Origin of the sequence: Arthrobacter sp. Leaf337, from assembly GCF_001423745.1 — a bacterium.
Classification (GTDB): Bacteria; Actinomycetota; Actinomycetes; order Actinomycetales; family Micrococcaceae; genus Arthrobacter.
The window spans coordinates 38,627-59,496 of record NZ_LMPC01000010.1; the positions used below are offsets into that span (position 1 = coordinate 38,627).

14 protein-coding genes are annotated in these 20,870 nt (G+C 68.5%); 11 read left to right on the forward strand and 3 right to left on the reverse strand.

Features of this window, described 5'->3' with window-relative positions; all coding sequences use genetic code 11:
* The 11 genes from ASF98_RS08745 to ASF98_RS08795 are packed head-to-tail and all read left to right on the forward strand — an operon-like array spanning position 1 to position 14,876.
* A complete protein-coding gene (locus tag ASF98_RS08745) occupies positions 1 to 1,308 on the forward strand; it encodes a hypothetical protein (protein WP_055800362.1) in 1,308 nt (435 codons plus the stop codon).
* Positions 1,305 to 4,187 (forward strand): hypothetical protein, encoded by a 2,883-nt coding sequence (locus ASF98_RS08750; RefSeq protein ID WP_055800365.1) that lies wholly within the window; start codon positions 1,305 to 1,307, stop codon positions 4,185 to 4,187. The genes ASF98_RS08745 and ASF98_RS08750 overlap by 4 nt, the downstream gene beginning before the upstream one ends.
* Before the next feature lie 45 nt (positions 4,188 to 4,232).
* Positions 4,233 to 4,724 carry a hypothetical protein gene (locus ASF98_RS08755; RefSeq protein WP_200939332.1) on the forward strand — a complete coding sequence of 164 codons (492 nt, stop codon included), beginning with the start codon at positions 4,233 to 4,235 and terminating at the stop codon, positions 4,722 to 4,724.
* Positions 4,721 to 5,116, forward strand: coding sequence for a hypothetical protein (locus ASF98_RS08760; protein ID WP_055800371.1), 396 nt, complete (start codon positions 4,721 to 4,723; stop codon positions 5,114 to 5,116). Before ASF98_RS08755 ends, ASF98_RS08760 begins: the two co-directional genes overlap by 4 nt.
* Positions 5,107 to 6,873 (forward strand): hypothetical protein, encoded by a 1,767-nt coding sequence (locus ASF98_RS08765; protein WP_055800374.1) that lies wholly within the window; start codon positions 5,107 to 5,109, stop codon positions 6,871 to 6,873. Before ASF98_RS08760 ends, ASF98_RS08765 begins: the two co-directional genes overlap by 10 nt.
* The gene (locus ASF98_RS08770; protein WP_156372350.1) at positions 6,870 to 7,226 is read left to right on the forward strand and encodes a hypothetical protein; all 357 of its coding nucleotides are present in this window, start codon (positions 6,870 to 6,872) and stop codon (positions 7,224 to 7,226) included. The genes ASF98_RS08765 and ASF98_RS08770 overlap by 4 nt, the downstream gene beginning before the upstream one ends.
* A complete protein-coding gene (locus tag ASF98_RS08775; RefSeq protein WP_055800380.1) occupies positions 7,223 to 7,705 on the forward strand; it encodes a helix-hairpin-helix domain-containing protein in 483 nt (160 codons plus the stop codon). Before ASF98_RS08770 ends, ASF98_RS08775 begins: the two co-directional genes overlap by 4 nt.
* Complete coding sequence (locus tag ASF98_RS08780) at positions 7,698 to 9,017, forward strand: baseplate J/gp47 family protein (protein ID WP_055800384.1); 1,320 nt, start codon at positions 7,698 to 7,700, stop codon at positions 9,015 to 9,017. Before ASF98_RS08775 ends, ASF98_RS08780 begins: the two co-directional genes overlap by 8 nt.
* Positions 9,014 to 13,156, forward strand: coding sequence for a LamG-like jellyroll fold domain-containing protein (locus ASF98_RS08785; protein WP_055800387.1), 4,143 nt, complete (start codon positions 9,014 to 9,016; stop codon positions 13,154 to 13,156). Before ASF98_RS08780 ends, ASF98_RS08785 begins: the two co-directional genes overlap by 4 nt.
* A complete protein-coding gene (locus ASF98_RS08790; protein ID WP_055800390.1) occupies positions 13,156 to 13,770 on the forward strand; it encodes a hypothetical protein in 615 nt (204 codons plus the stop codon). Before ASF98_RS08785 ends, ASF98_RS08790 begins: the two co-directional genes overlap by 1 nt.
* Before the next feature lie 59 nt (positions 13,771 to 13,829).
* Entirely contained in the window at positions 13,830 to 14,876 is a 1,047-nt protein-coding gene (locus ASF98_RS08795) for a hypothetical protein (protein ID WP_156372351.1), read from the forward strand.
* A 231-nt stretch (positions 14,877 to 15,107) separates the two neighbouring features.
* On the opposite strand, the gene ASF98_RS08800 is transcribed toward ASF98_RS08795, so the two are convergent.
* The 3 genes from ASF98_RS08800 to ASF98_RS08810 all read right to left on the reverse strand — a co-directional run bounded on the left by ASF98_RS08800 (position 15,108) and on the right by ASF98_RS08810 (position 20,870).
* Positions 15,108 to 16,988 carry an alpha-amylase family glycosyl hydrolase gene (locus ASF98_RS08800; RefSeq protein ID WP_055800397.1) on the reverse strand — a complete coding sequence of 627 codons (1,881 nt, stop codon included), beginning with the start codon at positions 16,986 to 16,988 and terminating at the stop codon, positions 15,108 to 15,110.
* Positions 16,989 to 17,757: 769 nt separating this feature from the next.
* Positions 17,758 to 18,369 (reverse strand): hypothetical protein, encoded by a 612-nt coding sequence (locus ASF98_RS08805; protein ID WP_156372352.1) that lies wholly within the window; start codon positions 18,367 to 18,369, stop codon positions 17,758 to 17,760.
* 419 nt (positions 18,370 to 18,788) lie between these two features.
* A complete protein-coding gene (locus tag ASF98_RS08810; RefSeq protein ID WP_055800402.1) occupies positions 18,789 to 20,870 on the reverse strand; it encodes a hypothetical protein in 2,082 nt (693 codons plus the stop codon).

The window sequence follows — 20,870 nt, forward strand, 5'->3', positions numbered from 1 at the left end:
GTGGCCGAACTGACCTGCGAATTTCCCGTGACCGTCGAGATTTCGGGCGATCCGGCGACGATCGACCCGGAGGCCGTCGGGCGCGCGGTCGAGGAGGCCCTGGTGGTCCGCCTGCGTGAGGCGGAGGCCGAGCTGGCCACCCGGTCCACGTTGGTGCAGGTCATTGCTTCCCCGTCTGCACCTGTCTCGGCGCCACCCGGGACGCCGGGCCCGCCCGTCCCGCCTGCCGGCCCCGCCCTGGAGGCGCCCCCGTGGTCCGAGGCCGAGGATGACAGCCCCGGGCTCAGTGAGCTCTCGATGCTCTCGACAGCGCTGATCCGCGACGGGTACATCAAACAGGTCGCGGGCGTGATCGGACCGGGCTGGCGGGCGATGTCGCAGGCCGAGTTGACGGCGTTCCTCACCCGCACCTACGCCGAGCCCCAGATCCGCGTGATGTTCCTGGAAACCTACGTACGGCGCAACGCCGTCAAGGCCACATTCCGGACGGCGAGCGTGATCTCCGCACTCGTGCTGGGGGTGGTATGGGCGCAGGATAACATCGCGGAGGGCGAGTGGGACGTCGCAGCGGCGAAGGTGGGCGGCTCCACTCTCACGGCGTGGCTGTTCAACCGTTTGCTATACGCGCGGGATCCGGCCGCCCAAGCCTTAATGGCCCGGGCGCCGGGCGAGTTCGGGCGGTGGTTCCAGAGTGCGGCGAAGTCCAACCGCGCGGTCAACTTCCTGGCCCGTGACCTCAACAGGGCGCTGCTGATATGGTCGCTCAAGGACGTGCTGATGAGCGGCGGCGGCGAGGGCCCGTCCATCCCATTCGACATCATCTACGACGTTGACGTGGACGACGAGTCGACGTGGCGTGAGCCCGACCAGGTGCTGCTCGACCTCGGCTTCAACATCTGGTACCGCCAAGTGCCGACCGAGCGTTGGCCGCAGGCGGCAGCGGGGCACCTGTACCTCGGCAAGGTGGAGGGCAGTGCCACGACCGCGTTGTTGCGAGAATTGGACATTAATCCTTCACAGCTACCCGAACTTGCAGGGCGGCTTTATCAAGTGGTCGGCCCGTGGCACGAGGTCGACCTGTTGATCACCTCCGTCGCCGAACGCGAGGTCACCGAGACGGACAAGGTCTACGTGCTGACCACGGGGGAGCGCAGCGGTGCCCTTTTCGGCGGCCGCGGCCACTACCGGCAAGTCGAAGTGGTCCCTGCAAACAGGGCCGCGGTCGAACTGTTTGGGGGTGCGGCGTCCGAGCGCGTCCCCGAGTACCTGCTACGTCCCGTGCTCCGGACAGGAGGACAAACACAGTGAGCCCGCTCGTGCACGACGTCGGACCTGCGCGGATCACCGGGGACCTTCCCGGGGAAATGCGCGAGCGTCTCCAGGCCGCGATCGCCGCGGGGGTGGCCCGGGCGCTGGAGCGCGTCGGGATCGACGGTCCGGCCAAGGTGCCGCCGCCCACGTCCCGGCCCCCTGCGGTCGAGCGGTTCGACCCCGCGCGGGCGGACGAGGACGAGGGCGTCTACCTGCTGCCCAGCTACGATGACGAGGGCCGGCTCTCCGGGGCCGAGCTGCTGCGTCGGCTGGTGCCCGCGACCCCGCGCGGGATCGCGGTGTACACCGAAAGGTCCCCGGTCGAGGGCGGGCTGATCGCCCTGCTCGAGGCCGGGCACGCCACGCGCTACATTAACCTCCGCGCCCAGCGGTATGTCTCGGCCGGCACCCTCACCGAGGCGCTGATACTGGGGCGCACCCTGTTCCCCAACGCCTCCTTCGGCGTGGTCCAGGGCCCGGTCGGCACGAAGCACCAGCGTTACCTGGCGCTCGCCACGGACCCTGTTGTCTCCGACTCCGACCTCGGCGACCCGGCCGAACCCGCCGAACCCCTGGACCCCGACCTCCAAGGGAAGGTCAAAGGGGTCAGGGGCGAACAGATCCTGGGCACCCTCCCCGGCCAGGACGGTGGCGAGTACCTGATCCGGGCGCTGGTCACCAAGGACGGCGTGCAGCACTGGCGCAACGCCGCCATCGCCGCGCTGTGGTTCTCCCAGCTCTCGGCCGAAGCGGAACGCGGGATCACCGACATCGACCCCGAGGAGGCCCGGGTCGCCATCTTCGATGAGATAGACGCGCTGGTGGAAGTCGCCGAGACCGGGAACGACGAGGCCGCCGAGCGGGCAGCCGTGCTGCTCGCGTTGCTCGGGCGGGAGGCATTTGCCCTCGTCGACTGGGAGACCAAGATCCGCTACGTGCGGGTGCTGCTTCTGGCCGCCACGTGGGACGCCCAGGAGCACGCCGTTGTGGAGATTCTTGCCTCGCTGACCACCCCCACCGAGTTGGACGCTGTGGCCGGGCTGCTGCGGGAGGGGGGCTTCCTGGAGCGGATGCTCGGCGAGCTAACACACCGCCGGTATGAGTTGCTCACCTTGGTCGGGCGCCGCTTCGGACGCCGGTTGGGCGGCCTGACTTTCTCGGAATTGGTAGTGTTGCTCACGGATCTCGGTGTGATGCGGCCCTCGCTCGCCGCGTTGGTACGGATCGGCCCGGGCGGGGAGCTGCAGTTCACGCCTGATGCGCTGCTGGCCGAGGCCGAAGCGGCGGTCGAGGCGGTGGAGTCCTTCGTCGTCGGCCTGCTCGAGACCTTGGAGACCATCGTCACCGAGCCGCTCAATACCCTCAAGGGCCTGGCCGGTCTGGCCCAGCTCGCGGTGACCGTGACCCTCGCGCAGTACGGGTACCCGCCGGCGGTCCGCCAGGTCCGCGACCTCCTCGCCGCCATCGCAAGCTCCGTGCTGGACGGTGTGCGGGGCGCCGAGCGCCTGGGCGCGGGGGAGCAGGTGGTCCGCCAGTTGCGCTGGAGGATCGGGCTCGAGGTTGCGAGCATGGTCCTCGGCGCGGGGGAGGTCAAGGCGGTTGCGGGGGCGGTTGGTGCGGTCGGCGGGAAGCTGGCCGGGGTGCTGCAGATCCTCAGACTGCTGGGACGCGCGGTAGAGGGCGCCGCGGCCGAGCGGACCATCCTGCGGATGACCCGCCTCGCGGAGATCATGCGCGCCGAGCGGGCGGTATTCGGCTCGGCCGAAGAGATCACCCAGCTCATCGCCCACCTGCCCAAGGGCGACGTCCAGGACCTGGTCCGGCTGGTCGGCCGGGTCGACGTCCGCGAGGGGGAAACCCTCGCCGAGATCGGCGCCCGCAGCACCGAACTGCACGGCGCCGTCCAGGACGTCATGGCTCGCGCGGAGGTGCTCAAAGAGCTGGCACGGAAGGCCGGCGGACTGGGGGACGACGTCGCCCGCGGGTTCGCGAGCCTTGTCGGCCGCCAAGGCGTCGAGATCCCGGCCGCGGCCCGCATCGTCAAGGCCCTGCCGGAGGGCGAGGGCGCGCGCTTCCTGGCAATGCTGGAGCGGACGCCGATGCGCGGCACCAACGCGCTGGCCCGGACCGAGTTGCTGGAGTTCGTGGCCGCCAGCCCCACCCGTATGAACGCCCTCGGCGAATTCGGCACCGACCTGTTCCGCGCCGTCGTCCGCGACGCAGGGGGAGAGGTGGGGCAGATCGACCGGACCCTGGAGACGCTCCGGAGACTCCAGGCCCGGTTCGCCGCCGAACGCCGTCAGGCCGACTTCGAGCGCCTGGCCCAGCGGCTGCGGCGCGGCGAAGAAGGTGCCTGGCGGGTCGTCGACGACGCCCAGGAGGTAGCCTCCGGCGGCCTGCGCACCCAGATCGAGGCCGATCTGGCGGCTGTCCAACAGAGGATCACCGGGGTAAGCGCCGATCAGCAGGTGCTAACCGAACTCGGGTTCGGCCCGCGCGACCGGATCGTCGGTAAACCGGTCGAGAAGTTCGAGCTCGGCAATTTCGCGCACGACAACGCCGAACTGCTGATCCCGGAGTCCGAGCTGCCCCGCGGCCTGATCAAAGAGTACGAGATCCGACTCAAGGACGGTAGCATCCGCCGGCTCGACCGCCTGGACCCCGAGGGTGGCTGGGTTTATGAGATCAAGCCTGACACGCCTTACGGGCGCGGGGCCGGGCAGCGGCAGGCCCAGCTTTACGCGGACTGGCTCAATGTTGAGCGGCCGCTAGGTAACGGCCGAAAGTGGATGCCCAAAGTCGTTTACTACGACGCCAAGCGCCTCCGGCAGGCCTTCCGGACGGTCGGCGACCTGAGGCGGTGGATGACGCCGTGACGCACGAGGGAAAGGGGAGGTCCGGGGATGGTCGCAGGACGGAACGTGCCAGTGCTGGTCGGGGCGGTGCCGCTGTTCACCGTCACCAGTCTCACCCTCAACGAGGGCTACGAAGTGGCCCGGATCAGCGGCAGCCGGCTGGCCCAGCTGGTCAGCCCAACCAAGCGGACCATCCAGGTCGAGGCGATGCTGCTGGGCTCCTCGCGGCTGCTGATGAAGAAGGCACTGGAGTCGATGGCGCTGGTCTCGCGGGCTTCGGCAGCGGGGGTCGCGCCGGGGCTGAGCAAGACCGGGCTGCCGGTGGTCTCGGGTATGACGATCTCGTTGGAGATGCAGATCACCAGCCTGAAGTTCACGCAGTCCAACGCCAAGCGCGACGCGGTCGACGTGAGCATCACCCTCGAGCACGTACCTCGTTCCAGCGTGGTCGCGCTGATCGGGGAGGCGCTGGACCTGGCACTCGCGATCACCACGGCCGCCTTGCCCTCGGTGGGCGGCATCAAGCCGCTGGGCAAGCAGCTCGGGGAGCGGATGTGACCGGGCTGCAGTTCTTCCGGGTGCCGTTCACCCCGGACGATGGCTTACCCCAGGCGGTCTCCTGTCCGGTCGGCGCCGGGACCTACGACTTCGCTGTCTACGCCAGTCTCAACGTCCCCGCCGAGGACCCGCTGGACACGGTCTACGACCTGGCCTGGCCCGGACCAGTCGCCGGGCGGATCGGGATTCCGCGCGGTCACTTGGTGGTCCGAGTGAGCGCAGGGCCGCGGATCCTCCTGCTGCGCAAGCTGGTGCCGGAGCCCGCGCTGGTCCACCTGGCCGGCCCGCTCGCGCTGACCCTCCACGAGGCGCGGATCGCGCACGGCAACCTCAACGGCGCCGGCCGGTTCGGCAGCGTGATCCGGCTGGGGGTGGCCGAGCGATGGGCGTAGTGCTCTGGTACCAGGTCGAGTTCCCGGACCAGCAGGTCACCCTCTCCAGCGACGTCTACAGCGGCAAGCGGCTGGCCGACGCCACCGTCAAGGTGGTTTCGGGCGTCGACAAACTCACGACATTCGACGTCACCTTCGCCGACCTCCCCTCGGACGTGCTGAGCACGGTGTTGGCCGCGCACCAGAAGGCGGGTGAGGGGCTCGGCGTCCGGATCCGGATCACGCTCGGCTACCTCGACGAGCCCGGCAACCGTGACGTCTTGCTGGACGGCTACGTGGACGAGATCACCGCCGCCCGCGGCTTCCCGCCAGTGGGGGTGAAGGTCAGCGGCCACGATACGACCAGTGCCCGCCTGCTGATCGCGAAGAAGCTGATCGACGGCAACGGCGGAAAGGACGCGACGCGGGCGACGATCGCAGAGGCCGAGGAGACGTCGCTGGCCGATATGGTGAGGGCTGTCACCGGGTCCGCAGGGACGCATGTGGTCGGCACAGTCGGGCCCGAGGCCGAGGGCAAGCGGAAGGCCTTCGCCCGGGACGGCGGCCACGCCTTCGCCCTGCTCCAGAGCATGGCTGAGTACTTCGGCGCGGAGTTGCTGCTGCAGCCCGAGGGCGTCCAGTTCGGCACCGCGGTGCGGCTGCCCGCAGGCAGCCCGAAGCCCAATTTCACTTCCCTGCCGCGGGTCCTTGCCTACATCCTCACTGAGGACACGTTGGTCACCGCCGAGGGGAAATTGTCGGCCCGGCTGGCGCAGTTCACGCCGATGAGTTTTGGCGGCAAGGGCCGCCGGGTCGTGGACGACCGCCCGAATAAGGAGAACGTCGAGGCGTTCGACTTCACGGTCCTCGGGGAGCCCCAGCTACGCGCCGGGCAGCTCGTGGTCGCCGGGGTCGAGGGCTACAGCGACCCCGACAGGGCCTTCCGGATCCTGGACCTGACCCACTCCTTCTCCCCGAAGGACGGGTACGTGTGCACCGGCCGGGCCGCGTTCTTCGACCCCAACGGGAAGGCCCATGACAACCGAAACGGCAGCGAGAAAGGTCGCAAGGCTTCAGCCGCGGCGGTAGCCGACCGCATTAAGGGCATCGTGAAGGACGCCGGCAGCGCGACGCCGTCCGTCGAGGCCGGGCGGATCATGGCGTCGACCCCGACGGCCCGGACGGCCTCGCTCGTCTACCGCGCGGACCGCACCACGCAGGTAATCTCTCCGAGCGTCCAGCGGGACATACCGCAGGACGGCCCGAAACTCCCCGACAAGCCGATGGCGTCTCCCTTCGCGTGGCACAAGGTGGGGCTCTCGGTGCCGGTCTACGACGGCATGCGCGCGCTGCTCAACCAGGTTCGCGACTCCCGTGACGACAGCGTCGTCACGGGCTTCCTGTGGTCTCAGGATCCGATGGTGACGCCGCCGGAGTCGAAGGCGGGCGACTGGTGGCTGTGCCTGCCGACCGAACTCTCCGGCAGTCCGGCGCTGCCCAGCGGCGTGGGGGCCAACGATCTCACGGCTGCCGATGGTCGCCGGGTCATCGAGGCTGTGGGCCTCGCGATCAGGGTTGGTAAGAGTGCATGCACGACGGTAGGGGTGCGGCCATCGGAGGGGAAGGCAAACAGCTTCCTCATCACCCACAGCAGCGGCACGGAGGTGCAGATCGATGACCATGGCGCTGTCACCGTGGACGCCGGGTCTCAGCAACTGGTGCTCAAGGGCGGCGGCGTCACCGTCACCCTCGCCGACGGGAAGGTGTCGATCTCATGAGCATGGTCGTGGTCGCAGGCGCGGTCCTGGAGTGCTCGCACGGCGGGCGGATCACTGTGGGCTCGGGGGATGCGCGGCTGACCGTCGACGGCCGCGGCGCCGTGCCGGCGGGGGCGGAGGCGGGACTGAGCTTCGCGAGCGCCTCCCCCCCCTGCACGAACACGGCCCCCGGGCCCAAGCCGGCGCCCTGCACCACGGGCGCAGCTTTGCCGGGCGGGGCGGCCAAGAATCTCGCAGTCGGTGGTAGGCCGGTGCTGCTGGCCACGGCCAATGGCCTGACGACGAGCAAGGGCGGCCAGCCGGGCACATGGAAGGTCGCGGACGCCGGGCAGACCACACTGGAGGCGTCGTGAGCGTCCCGAGCCCCGAGGACCCGGGGCGCCCGAGCTTGGGGGTCGGCCTCCGCCTCGAGGACGGCGACCTCGTGCTGGACGCCGGGGCTCGCGACTTGGCGACCGTCAGGGGGGTCGACACCCTAGCCCAGGCGCTGGAGGGTGCCATCGAGACTCAGCTCGGCAGCGACCGGCTTAACGTGGGCTTCGGATTCGACCGGCTGGCCATCGGGGCCTTCGCGCACGGTGTCGACTCCCGCCGGGTCTACGTGAAGATGCAGTTGGTGCGCACGATGAGCGCCGACAGCAGGGTGCGGGACGTGCGCGACGTCGTCTTTGAGGATGAGGCCCGCTTCGCGGCGCTAGCCGGGGTGGACGCGGAGACCGCGGAACGGATCGCTGAGGCCGCCCGCCGCAGCCGGGAGCACACGGTCCACGTTGTGCTTGAGACGGTCGCGGGCGACGTGCTGGACCTGCCGCTGGGAGGTACTGGTGTCTGAGGGGCCCGCGTTCGGTGTGACCCCGGACGGCTTCGTGATCAAAGGGATCGATGAGATCCTGGCCGGGGCGCAATCCCGCGCGCGCACGATGTTCGGCGACGACGTCGACCTGAGCTCCGGCAGTGCACTGCGCAAGGTGCTGGACGCGAACGTGTGGGACGTCCATGACCTCTGGCGGGCGCTGGAGAGCCAGCATTACGCCTGTTTCGTCACCACCGCCCAGGGCGCTTCGCTTAACCTTCTCGGCACGAACCTCGGGCTGGAGCGGCGGCAGTTGTTCGCCCGGGGCACGGTGACTGTGACGCTCGGCGGCACGATCGCGGCCGGCCGCCGCTACGTGCTCCCGGAGGGGACCCCCATCGACATGGACGCAACCGTGGTCGCCCTGCGGACGGTGCGGCACGCGGTTCTCGACGCGGGGTCGGTCACGGCCGAGGTGGACGTCGAGGCGGTCGTCCGCGGGCCCGAAGGCGAGGTGCCGGTCGGCAGTAACCTGCGGGTCGTCCCCGCGTGGCTGGCCGCTAACCTGCGCCTGGACGGTGCCACGCTTACCGTCACGAACCCGGCCGCGGTGCGTGGCGGGGACCTGGTGGAGGCGGATGACGTCTATCGCTCCCGGCTGCTCGGCATCCCGCGGACGCTCTGGACTCGGGATGCAGTGCTCAGCGCCGTCCTGGATGTGGACGGTGTACGCGACGCCGATGTCTTCGACCCTCTCGGCGGCGTCGATGTCTCGCAGAGTTACTTCGGCGTCTTCGCCTTCGGCCAGCGCGCGTTCTCCCGACAGCGGCAGTCGGGATCGCCCTACTACTTCGACGTGGTGGTCGCGACACGCGCAGGCTATGACTGGGTGGCCGCCCCCGGCAGCGGCCTGCGTGGCGTACGCGAGGCGGTGCTCGAGGTCGTGCGCGACCAGCGGCCGGTCTCGGTGTTCCCCAACCTCGTGCACGCCAACTCGGTGGACGTCGGTGTGCGGGCGCGGCTGGTCGCCGAGGCCGGGCATGACCGGGACGCCGTGCGCGGGGCCTTCCTGGACCTCTTGGCTGCCCAAGTCGAGAACCTGCGGCTGGGCCGCGGGGTCCTGTTCTCAGACGTGCTGGTGCTGGCCCGAGAGGTCCCGGGCGTCGTCGACGTGCAGCGCCTGCACTTGCGTCGGGGCCCCGCGGCCCTCGGCGGGATCAATTTCGACGGCGGCCGCTTTGGCGAGGCTGCTGAGTTGGCGGGCGGGGAGAACATTGAGCTGGCGCCGGACGAGATCGCGCTGTTCGGGTACGACTCGCCGCTGAACGACATCGAGGTGGTGGGCCGGTGAACCTTGACGTCGCGTCGTTGAAGATCATGGCCGACGCCCTGACCCCGCGGTACGCGCGGGGGATGGAACGGCTGGCGCTGGAGTGGGGGACCACCGCCGGGGGCGTCACGACCGTGCACTCCTATGACTTCGCCGGGTATTCGGGCCGGCACGGCGGTCGAATCCCGGACCGCCCGGCCTACCTGCTGATCCCACACCTAGCGCAAGCGGCGGGCGCCACGGTTGAGGTCCGGTACGTGTCCCAAACGGGGGGGCTTGAACAGAGCCTGAGCCTCGAGGTCCCGCCCGGGTGGGCGGCTGGCCGGCCGCTGGCCGTCCCACTCCCTGGGGCTGCGGCCGCGACCACTCCAGCCCTGCGGGTGACCGGGGTGAGGCTGCCGACGGCGGCTGCGGAGTGGACCCTCATCGCCCTGCTGGGAAACCTGGCCAAGCTGCTGTGGGTGGTCGCCGCCGACCGAGAGGAACTGCGGGCACAGGCCTTGGACATCGCCGCGCAGACTGACGTCAAGACCGCCCGGGGCGCGGCTTTGGACCTGTTCGGCCAGGACCTCGGTGTACTCCGGTTCCCGCCCCGCCCCCACTCCTGGGATCTGGATACCATCGCGTTGTGGCACCTGGACGACCGCCCGCCCGCAGGGCAGCCCGAGGTGACGAATGTCGCCGAGGAGAGCGCCAGGTATGCGGCCGTGGGCCACCCTGGGCAGAACGGCTCGCCCGCGGGGGTCTCCGGGCGGTTAGGGCGGTTCGGCGGGGCTTTCGGATTCTCCGGCGGGAGCCGGATCACCGTGGCGCACCACGGGGCATTCGATCTCCCCGCAGGGGCGTCGTTCACTGCCGAGGCGCTGCTCGCCCCGACGGTGGGCGGTGCCGGTGGTGTCGCTCTCGGGAAGGGGACTGCGGTGAACGTGGGCGCCGGGTGGTCGTTGGCGGTCGGCAGCTTTCTGGGCGTAGACGGCAACTGCCGGTTCACAATCTCGGACGGCGTGCACACCGGTGCCGTGCACGGCGACAAGGACCTGCGCGACGGTCGGTTCCACCACGTGGCCGCGACCCTCGATGGATCGCTCACCCCACCGTTGTTGCGGCTGCTGCTGGACGGCGTCGAGGTCGACTACACGCCGGTCCCGCAACTCGGCGCGGTCGCAACCCCCGAACCTGTGGTCCTCGGCGACGGGCGGCGTGTTGACGGGGCCGTGACGACCACACTTCCCTACGACGGGCTGCTGGACGAGTTGCGGCTTTCCTCCGTCGCTCGTACCGACTTCACCCCTGTTCTGGGCGAGGGCGATACGGACTATCGGTCGCGGCTCGAGGTATTCCAGCGCTGGCGGCTGCCCACACCGGAGGGCGTGGCCCTTGCCCTGAACGAGCTGGTCGGACGGGTGGCGGGGGAGGATGATCCGTTCGTCGTCGAGGAGAGCCTCCCGTGGACCCCGGCAGGGTCGGCGAGCGTCCGCGTTCTGCCGCCTCCCCTGCCGGTGGGGCGCTCGATCACCGTCGCCGGCGACGGCGGGGTCGCCGAGGCACAGGTCGCGGGCGCGGACGATGTCGGCTCCGACCCTGCATGGCTAACTCGCTGCCCCGACGCCCCAGGCCTAGTCTTCGTCGCGGAGGCGGACCGGTGGATGCACTGGGCCGCGCGCGAGAGCCTGGAAGCGCTGCTGGCCGAACTGGTCGGTGTCGGGGGGACCCTCACGGCGGCGCGCCAAGGGACTGCTGGCGGTGCCGGTTCTGGGGCTGGTTCCGGTACTAGTGCTGGGTCAGGGGGTGATGGTCCGGAGGTAGGGGCCGATCCTGTAGCCGCGGCCGGGCGGCGGCTGCTCCTGCGGCATGACGGCATGGATGCCGGGAAGCTCGCGGTCGCGGCGCACGCGGCCGGGTTTGCCTGGGTGTGGCACCGGCCCGACGGCACGGTAGTTGCGAGCGTGCCGCAGGGGAATGTGCTGCGGGTCCTGCTGCCCGGGTTCGCCCCCGCGGTGCCTGGCGCCCCGGAGGTCGCCGAGGGCGGCACCCTGGCCCTGCGGGTAGACCCTTCGCCCGCCGCGATCGCCGGGGGAGAGGTCCGCTGGTCCGTGCTGCGGGCGGGGGCCGGGGCGGCGCGGCTGGAGGTGACGGGCCTCTCCCCCGACGTGGTGCTGCATGCCGATGCCGCGGGGGACGTCGTCGTCCAGATCGAGATCACGCGGCGGCACCTCACCGCCCACGGGGCCCGGCGGATCCGCATCGGGCTGAACGACACCTCCCTCGGCGCGGGGCAGACGATCGCGGCGGACGGGCGCCGCGGCATCGGACGGGCCATCGTGGGGCTGCCGGAGATCGACCTTCCCGAAACATCCCTGGTGACCAGGACAGATGACCTGACCGGCGCCGCCATCCAGTACACCAGCCTCGACGCCCGGCGTGTGCACCCCGAAGCCGGGCGGCGTCTGGATCGCCTGCTCGAGATCCTCGCCGCCGACGGCGGTAAGCTACAAGTCAAGCGGGCCTTCGAGGCCAGCACGGACCCCCTAGTCGCGCAGGGACGCGTCCTCGAGTTGACCCACACCGCCTTCGACGGCCCTGCACTGGCCGCGCGGGCCTTCACGGCAGGGTTCGCCCATCTAGACCTCACGGCCACACCGCCGGGCCCGCTCCGGGTGACCACCGGGGACGGGGAACCGCTCACCGTTCTGGCACCCGCCCGGATCGTCACCGGAGAACTCGGCGCACCCGGCGACCCGGCACCGGTAAAGGTCGAGCCCCGGGCTGATGCCCGCGCGGTCCAGATCTCGCCCGACGGCCGAAGGGCCTACGTCACCGACCGCGCGGACTCCCGCATCGCCGTCTACACCCTAGCCCCGTTGACCCCCGGAGGCCCGCCACGACCAGTCTTCGAGCGTTCGGTCGCCGTGTTGCCGGCCCCCGACGGGCTCGTCATCACCACCGACCGCCTGTTCGCCGTCCACCCGCTGCTGAACCGCATCTCGGTATTGACCACGGCCGACCTCACGCCCGTCGCTGATACCGGGACGGCGCCGCAGCCGGTGGCACTCGCACACGCGGGCACCAGGGTGTTCGTCGCCTCCGCCGGCGGCGGAACACCGACGATGCGCGCCTACGATGCAACCACAGGCGCCCCCGTCGCGGGCCAGTTGGTTCTGCCTGCCGTACCCAGGGCGCTAGCCGCCACTCCGGACGGCACCGGCGTGTACGTCGTTCTGGCCGACGACCGGTTCCTTCGGGTCGACGCGGCGACGCTTACGCTCGCTGGGCCGCCGGTGGCCACCGGCGCCGGCGCGGTCGACGCAGTCGTGACCGCCGGCAAACTCTACGTCGCCTGCGAGGCGGACGACGCCGCGGCCGCCACCGGAACGATCTGGGTGCACCGTGTCAGCGACCACAGCCAGGTCGCAGTGGTGTCCGGATTCGCACCCGGGATCCCTCCGCACCGCCTCGCGGCCGCGGACGACGGCACACGGGTGTTCGTCTCCACCGCAGGGGTCCCGGGGGGCCCGGACGAGGGCCGGGGCGAGGTCCGGGTGCTGGACGTCGCGACGTCATCCCTGCTGGACGCCGCCCTGCGTGTGGGGGGAGCGGCCGCGGCACTGGCAGCAACACCGTCCGCCGCGCCCTACCGACTTGGACTGGCCGTGCTCTCGCCCGGTACAGGTACGCTGCTGACCGCAGACCTCGGGCCGTTGGCGGCAACGCCTCCGCACGACCCCGAGCAGGCCGGCGTGGCCACTCTTGGCCGCGGGAACGGCGAGGAGGCCGCGTGGTCCGTGGTGTCGCTCGGGCCCGCCGCGGCCGAGCCCGAGACGGTGGCCGCACCCTCCTCCTCGGTCCGTGGGGTACGGCCCGGGAGGGTACTGGTCCGAGCACAATACCTGCCTGCCGACGGCGCCCGACCCTACCAGTTCGCGGTGCGGCTCAACCCCGCGCTGGAGGCCAAACCCGACGTGCGGCTGCGCAAGGACCAATACGACCTCGTGATGAACGCGCTGACCCGGTTCTGCCCGATCGGCGTCGAAGTGCGCACCGATTTGCTCCGCGCCCGCGTCGTCGAACTCGTTACCCCGGACGACCTGATGCCGGGCTATACATTCCCGGTTTTCCGCCGCCGCGGCCCCGCCCGCGCCCCTCGAGAAGGAGATCGCTAATGCCGCTCAACTACACGCCGCAGTTCGCGCCCAAGGACTGGATCGACCAACTCGACCGCGTCAGCGCGGGCGGGGAGAACGGTTTCAACGCCCGCTTCCAAGCGATCTCGGCCGAGTTCCTGACGCTCTCGAGAATGGTGAAGGTGATCGGAAACACCCTCGACAGCCTCAGCATCGGGCCGCCGGTGCAGCCGGTGACGCTCACGCTAACGCCCCTGGCGATCAGCTTCACGGCCTTCCCATGGGAGCAGGGCAACGGGGTGGTCAAGAGTCCCGTGAACGCTGACAAGGCGTCAGGGTTCATGCCGGTGGACCTGCCGGACGGGGCCCGGCTGGTGCGCTTCACGGCCTACGGCGAGGCCACCGGAGACAGCCTCGCCAACGCGCAACTGCAACGCCAACTGCTGGCCGGGACCCCGAACGGGGAACGCATCGCCAGCGTCGACGGCACCGCCGGCACCTTCACCAAACAGGACGACATCGCTCCCGGGGCGCTGGCCACTGTCGACGTCACGCAGTTCAAGTACCAGGTGCTCCTGCGATGGAACTGGCGCAACGACGTTGACCAGACCGCGCTCTTCTCCGGCTTCCAAATCGAGTACGTCCCTGCCTGATCCGCATCATCCACCCACCCGCCTGATCCCTGATCAGCTCCAACCGAAGGGAACCCCCAATGACCTGCAACGAAGGAACAGTGAAGTCCGGTCCGATCTACCTGCGCCGCCTGGTGGGCGAGAACGAGAAAAGGCCGATCGAGCCATGTACAGACTTCTGGAGGTGCCCGGACATCGAGATACAGGGCGGGATCGACGCCGGCACAGCCAAAGCGCCGTCCACGGCCGGGACGACAATCGACAACTACATACAGGTGACGGTGCGGAATGCGGGCACGAAGACCATCGAGAACGTCGAAGTTCAGGTGTGGGTATGCGACTACGGAGTCGGCATCGGTCCCAAGGGTGGCATCCCGTCGGCCGGAGGCCCGGCGGGCCTGGGACCGCGGCTACTGGGCGACATCGCTTCCGGGGCCTCAGCATCGGCGAAGCTGCGGTGGCGGGTGACCCACGACGACGCGATCCGTAACCCCGACGGGCACCACTGCATCATCGCCAACGCCTACGGGACAGCCCCGGATGACAACGGACTGGAGATCTCGGTGACGCCACCGTTCACGAAAGACGTCATCTTCATCTGCTGCGACTCCCACCACGGGTGGCGCAACATCAACGCGAAGGTCGCCTCCGGGATGCTAATAGCCCAGGGCGAGGGGGAGTTCGTGTTCCCCCTCCTAGTAGGGAACCCGACGGTGAACGACCTCGAGGGTATCCTCACAGTCACCCAGGTCCAGCAGGGCGGCTTCGGCCCCACCGAGCGGGAGCACCTCCTGTCGGGCGGCCACGTCGAGTGGACACACCCGGACCAGGACCCGAAGTGCACTCGTCTGGTCCTTGGCGGTGACGCCGACCTGCCCCCGGACCAGCAGGTCATCGTTTCCGGCACGGATAGGCCGATGCTCGACCTCGGCTTGGATGGCGATCTGGGCTCCGGGAGTGAGGTGAAGTTCGCGCTGCGCCCGGACGATGTCATGCCGATGCGGGTTCTGGGCCGATTCGACCCCAAGACACAGCCCGGCGAGGTGTTCATTTTCGACGTGGTCCAGCGTGACAGCAACGGCGAAGTCCTTTCCGGCGCACGCATGCTCGCGACCGTCGTCCGGTGACGCTTGGCCCCGACGACGCTCGACGGGCCCACACCGCCGGCCGCGGTCCGCATAGTCCGTCTGCAACGGCGCGCGGGCGGGCGCCGGAGATCTCGGTGGCCGCTACGCCCCAAGCGCCGGCCGAGGTACTGCTGATGTGAGACAAAGTTTGAAGGATTGTGCCTATGGACTCGACGCGGGGCTCCGGCATACCTGGCTGGAAAACGGGCAATTGGCTGATCCCCTGCTTTCTTAAGGCGTCATGATGATGAAGCCAGCGGGCGGAACGCTGACGCTGATTGCCAAACCATTCCGCCCCTCGACCGACGTCGGCGACCCGACGTGGGTCGGGTCCGTTGAATAGGTGCATTTGAATTTGGCACCAACCGTATGCAGGCGGGCGTCAATGGTCACCCATGCTGTCCTGGTCGCTGTCAGGTCGGTGTTGATGGCACACACCACTTCCCGGTTCGACATGATACGGCTCCAAGCCACAATGGATGTCATCCGGCCCTCGCCGATCCGGTTCGGGTACCAGAAGGAGGATCCGTCATCGGAGATGGACCGCAGATACTGCCGGCCGCGGCGCAGGGCGAGGTCGCTCTTTCGAATGGCTAGAATCTTTGCGAACTCGATGTATGTCGCCGCCCTCTCGTCGAAGAAGTGCCGGTCCCGGCTCCTGAACGAACCGAAGCCGGCCCCGAACATCGTTTCCCGGATATAACGATCCGGCCGGTCCTCCTTGTCAGGAGTGGGATTGAGGTCGGACGGAAACTTGCCGTCGAAACGTTGCTCGCTTCCGTAGTAGATGCACGGGATTCCCAAGGTGGTGGCATTCATGGCCAGAATGGCGAGCTCAAGTTCACGCCCATCTTGATCGGCTGCGAACCGCGCCTTCCATTCCTTGTCCAGCCTGACGAGGTCGTGGTCGTCGAAGGCAGTGACCACATGGCTGCGGAACCACGTGTGAGAAGGCTTATTGACCTCGGCAGAGTTTCGGAAGATTTCGAAGTAGTCGGCCGGGTTCCCCCAGCCCTTAACTGCGTCCACCATGTATTGCTGAACGTCCCGAAGCCCCAGTGCCGCATCAAGCCCAGTTTCATCGCGAGTCCTGATGGCTTCTCCCCGCGGGCCGGTGATTTCGCCGACCAGGAAGAAGGAATCTTTGCCGACAGTCTGAGCGAATTCATGGATGGCGGAGGTGAAGAAGCGCGTTGCCCCGAGGTCCATGTGCTTCACAGTGTCGACGCGGAACCCGTCCACGTCTGCGTAGGCGATCCAGTACTGGTAAGCCTCCGCGACAGTTCGGAGCGTTTCCGATGGCTGGTAGTCAGACAACGGGCCGGTTCCCTGGTGAATGTCCTTCAATCCGGCAAAGTCGCCTTCCGTTGTTTCCGGTCTGGCATCCCAGTTGGCAATGTTCCCTTTGCGGGTGAAGGCGTCCGCGGCTTGGAGCTCCTCCGGCCAGACGGCACTGTCCGTGTCGGCCCGATTGACCGGTGCAGGGAAGGGGAGCGTGGGGACGCCGTTGGGATCCCGCCAGCCGAGCACGGGATAGGCAGCGCCGCTCCAACCGGGGGTGTAAAAGTTGCCGTTCGTATCCACGGTGTTGTACTGGAAGACGTCGGCGGAGTGGTTCAGGATCACGTCGAGGATGACGTAGAGTCCGGCGTTGTGAGCTGAGGCCACCAGGTCCTTGAAGTCTTGGTCTGTTCCGAAGTGGGGGTCGACTTCGAGGAAGTTCTGCGTGCCATAGCCGTGGTAATCATCCATGCCCTTTCGTTGCCGGAGCACCGGGCTGATCCAGAGCGCCGTTACGCCCATCCTCTTGAGGTAGCCGATTTTGGAGGTGATCCCTTTGAGTGTCCCTCCGAGCCATGTGGCACCGGCGGACTGCCAGTCCTGGATGGCAGCCTGCGACCGGACTGCGTTGCCGGCGTCGGCCGGCGAGAACAGCTGGGTGGTGCCTTGAACGATCTGACCGGCTACATCGTGGTAGCCATCTTCCTGGCCGTCCGAGAACCGGTCGATCATGAGGAAGTAGATCACCTGATCCGACCAGTCGGCGGGCGACGGATGGTAGTTGTTCTGTTGCAGGAGTTGTGCCCACGGGATGTCTTTGATCGAAAGCATCGTTGCCCTCGCTATCTGAGTTGCGGGATTTTGCAGGGAGGAAGCAGGCTCGCCCTGCTTCCCGACGGACTGCCCATGCCACTTCGGAAGGGTCCTACTGGAATTACGGCCAGGCGCGCAAAGCACCGCGCGCTATCGCACATCCGAGCAACCTGTAGATTCCAAGCCAACACCGAACGCATGACCAGCCAAGTATGGCGAAGTCAGCGGAAAGGTGGAAGTGGGTGTTGGGAAGTATCCATGCAGGATTGATGGGGGAATTCCATGCCCACTCCGCTGAGCCGGCAAAATGGACAGGCCGCCCTCTCGTATTTCCTCATCAAGAGCCCCGTCCTCGCCATCATCTGGCACCGCTTACAGGACACGGACGCAGGGGTCCGTGACCTCGGCGCCGACCCACTTCAACCGCCACATCAAACCGAACAACAAAAACGCGCCCACATCCGCCAGTTCGAAGCCTTCGACCACACAGTCACCTCACCCCGGCGGCCTGACAACCCCACGTCTTCATACCGCAGTCCCAGCCCGTTGGACCACGACGGGCGCACCAGCGCGCCCCCGCCCCGGTCAGGTCACCTCCATTTCGGACTAGCTTTTCATGGCCGCTACCGTGTCCCTCAGGGGAAGGCGAAATAGGCGCGTTGCCGCCGCTTTGTGTTCGGCAAGACAGTCTTCCCGCCGCCCGAGGGCAGGGACGAGACTGGAGGGGTGTTCCGGATCCGGCCCTGACTACGGTGTGCCTGTGAGCGTGTGGATTAGCCGAATTTTCCTACTCCGCCCCTGCCAGGTCGGTGTTGGTGAGCCAGCCAATAACCGGATCTGTTTTCTTTCCGCTACTGGTTACAAACACGTCGTTACAGTCGGGTATTGAGCGCATCCTGTTCCGGGCGTCCTCGATGAGGGCGCTAGGCCCGACGAACCCCATGGCCTCTACCAATCGCTTGCGGTCTGGGTCAGCCAATAGGTGGTGCATTTGTTCTGTTAGCGCTGCTGGGTCCTTTGGTGGTGCAAAGGAAGCGGCGAACGCGGTAAGCATCGCCTTGTGCACTGTATACAGTACGGTGCCGGAGGCATCGAGGATGGGGATGCGAGCAATGCCTGCCGCCAGCATCCTTTTATAGAGATCGACGAGTTGTACGGTTAGTACGTCTGCCCCGGCTGCCAAATTGTGTGTGATCATGCGCGCCTTGGGCACCATTATCGCTGTGACCGGTGTGCTGGATTGAAGTCCGAGAAGCCGTGCAGTGTTTTCCGTTGCCGCGCTCATATTCTCCCGCGCGAAATAGAACGCCAGGACGGTTCCCACCCAGGTGCCCAGGAGCGGGAGAATGGAGGCGAAGACCAGACGTGCCATCTCCGGTCGGGTCTGATCAGTGGCCAACCATAACGCTGTGGCTGAGACCATCGCCATCCCGACCAGGCCCAAGGACACTATAACTATGGCCAGACGAGCTCGGGTCCTTGCCTCACTTTCTTTACTGCTTTGCATATCTGACACTCCTGTTTGAACTTGTCCACGTCCAATGCTCAGGTCATTCGTTTCAAGACCCGAACAGAGCGGAAGAAGCAAGTGAAATTTAAGTCTTGACGATGAGGACGAGTAGGGTGCCTGGCCTCAGCACAAACCTGGTCACCCGGGCGCCCCTGAAATCATGCAGGGCTGAAAGTCGCTCTCGGTGCCTTCGCCATCGCTGACCCGGAGCGCCTCGACGGCCATATGAACTGATACCGACACACCCAAAAGTAGTCCTACTTATACAGAAAACTTGATAATCTTCCTCCCTGCCCCCTCGGACGGCGCTACGCCGTCACGCTTCCGCGCAGCTCCAGCTGTGGGCCTCCGATCCAGCCGTTGTCGCCGAGCAGCGGCTCGTACACCTCATGAAATGGCCCCGGTGCAGCAGGGGCGCGGATCTCGAACACGAACGTCGCAACTTGGCCCGGCCCGATCACGGATTCGGCGGGCGCAGCCGGCCGGGCCGGGTCGAGCCAGCTCGCCGCGGCGAGGCGGCCAGGGTGGTCCCGGTCGCCGGACGTGCCGAGGCGCAGCGCGTCGTCCCCGACGCGGTACCAGGTGGCGGTGCCCACGTTGCGGATCTCCCAGCGCACGACGGCCCGCTCCCCAGGCGCGAGCCGGTGGAGGTCGACCGGGTCGGCCGTCAGTGCCGCGGCCGTGACCGCGAGCCGCACCGGCGCGTAGGCCAGAGGTCGGCCGGGGGCGTGCCACGGCTCGACGAGGTCGAACGCGAGCCCGCTCGACGCGGGGCCCCGCCCAGCGCGCTTGCGCCGTGCCTCCCACAAGTGCGCCGAGCCGTCGGTCCAGCGGGTGTAGTGCCAGGAACGGGTGACCTGCGCCCCTTCGCTCGGCACCTCCTCCTCGGGCACCCGCAGCGCGTCCGCTGATCGGAGCAGCAGGCCCCGCGGCAGCACTGGTTCGGGCCCCCCGCCGCCGACCCCGGGCCGCTGGATTGCAGAGACGCGCAGGACGGTCCGGCCCGGCGCGGTCTCCTCGGGGACGAGCGGGATCCAGTGTTCGGGCACCTCCGACACGAGCCGGTAAGTGAACGGCGCGATCTGCGCGGGAGCCCCGGAGTGCGCCGCGGCGTCTCCGTATCGGCGCCGGTGCTCCTGCCAGGCCTCGACGCGGTCGACCCGGACGCCCGCCGCGCCCTCGACGGTCTGCTCGATCGCCCAGGCGACGTTCGCGTCCTCGTCGCGAAGCAGTAGCACCTGCTCCAGCGGATCGCCTTCAAGGGTTGTGACGAGCGCGGACGGCAAAAGCAGGCGGTCCAACCGTCCGCCAGTGGCCTTGGCCCCCGAACCGACGGCGCTGAGCAGGTACATCGACCAGTCCGCGCGTGCCGCGGGCCCGATCAGCCACCGGTCACCGAACGTGTCGCCCACGACCAGTGAGCGCACCTGAGTGAGCGTCCCGACGGGCAGCTGCAGCGGGATGACGAACCAGTCGTTGCCGAAGACGGTGGCAAAGTCCAGCACGAGCATGCGGGCAAGGTCCGTGGGCGCCGCCTCGATGCCACCGAAGTCGATCCGCCGGTCCTCCAGCTTCCAGAACCGGGCCTCGGGCATGCCCGCATAGCTTGCCGGGGACGGCAGCACCGTCGCGACGATCGGTACGGGATCCCCTCTGGCGGTGAGGTCGCCGTCGGTGTCGTGGACGAAGGAGTGCCAGTCCAGCGCGCCGCCCGCGTACTCGGGCGCGCGCAGGACGACGCCGCCCGGTGCCGCCACCTCGATGTCGTACTCGAAACGCTCGGGCTGCCACGCCCCATGCGGGCTGGTGCGCACCAGGTCGTCCAGCCAGGTGAGGTAGCGCCGGATGGCGGCCCGGACCTCGGGCTGGTCGTCGAGGTCCACCGCGACCCTCGTCGGGAGCCCGCCGCGCACGTTCGTGCCCAGTTCCAGGCCGTCCGGGGCCCGCCCGGACATGAGCTGCAGGTAGCGGCGGCTCGCAGGGTCGGTCTCGCCGGTGGGCGGCGCGAGCGGGAAGGCCGTCACGAAGGCGTCGCGGTAGGCTGCCATGCCCTCGTCTGCCAGCAGCCGCAGGAAATGCAGCCCGGCCTCAGCGGCGGTGCGGCGATCCGGCTCGCCTGCGGGCATGCGCTCGACCGTCGTCTCCAGCGGAAAGCCAGCGTCCAGCGGCGTCGGCGCACCACCCGGGGTCCGGATGACCGTGAGCGGAGCGGACTCGGCTCGCAGCCGGGCCCAGGCGGGCGACGCCGCGTCCTCGCCTTGGAACTCGCCGAGCTGCCACTGACGGGCAAGCAGCCACAGCGGGTCGTGCACGCGGGCCTCCAGCCCCGGGCGCATGTCCCCGCTGCGTGCCCGCGGCTCCAGGCGGTTCCAGCTGGTGACGGACGGCAT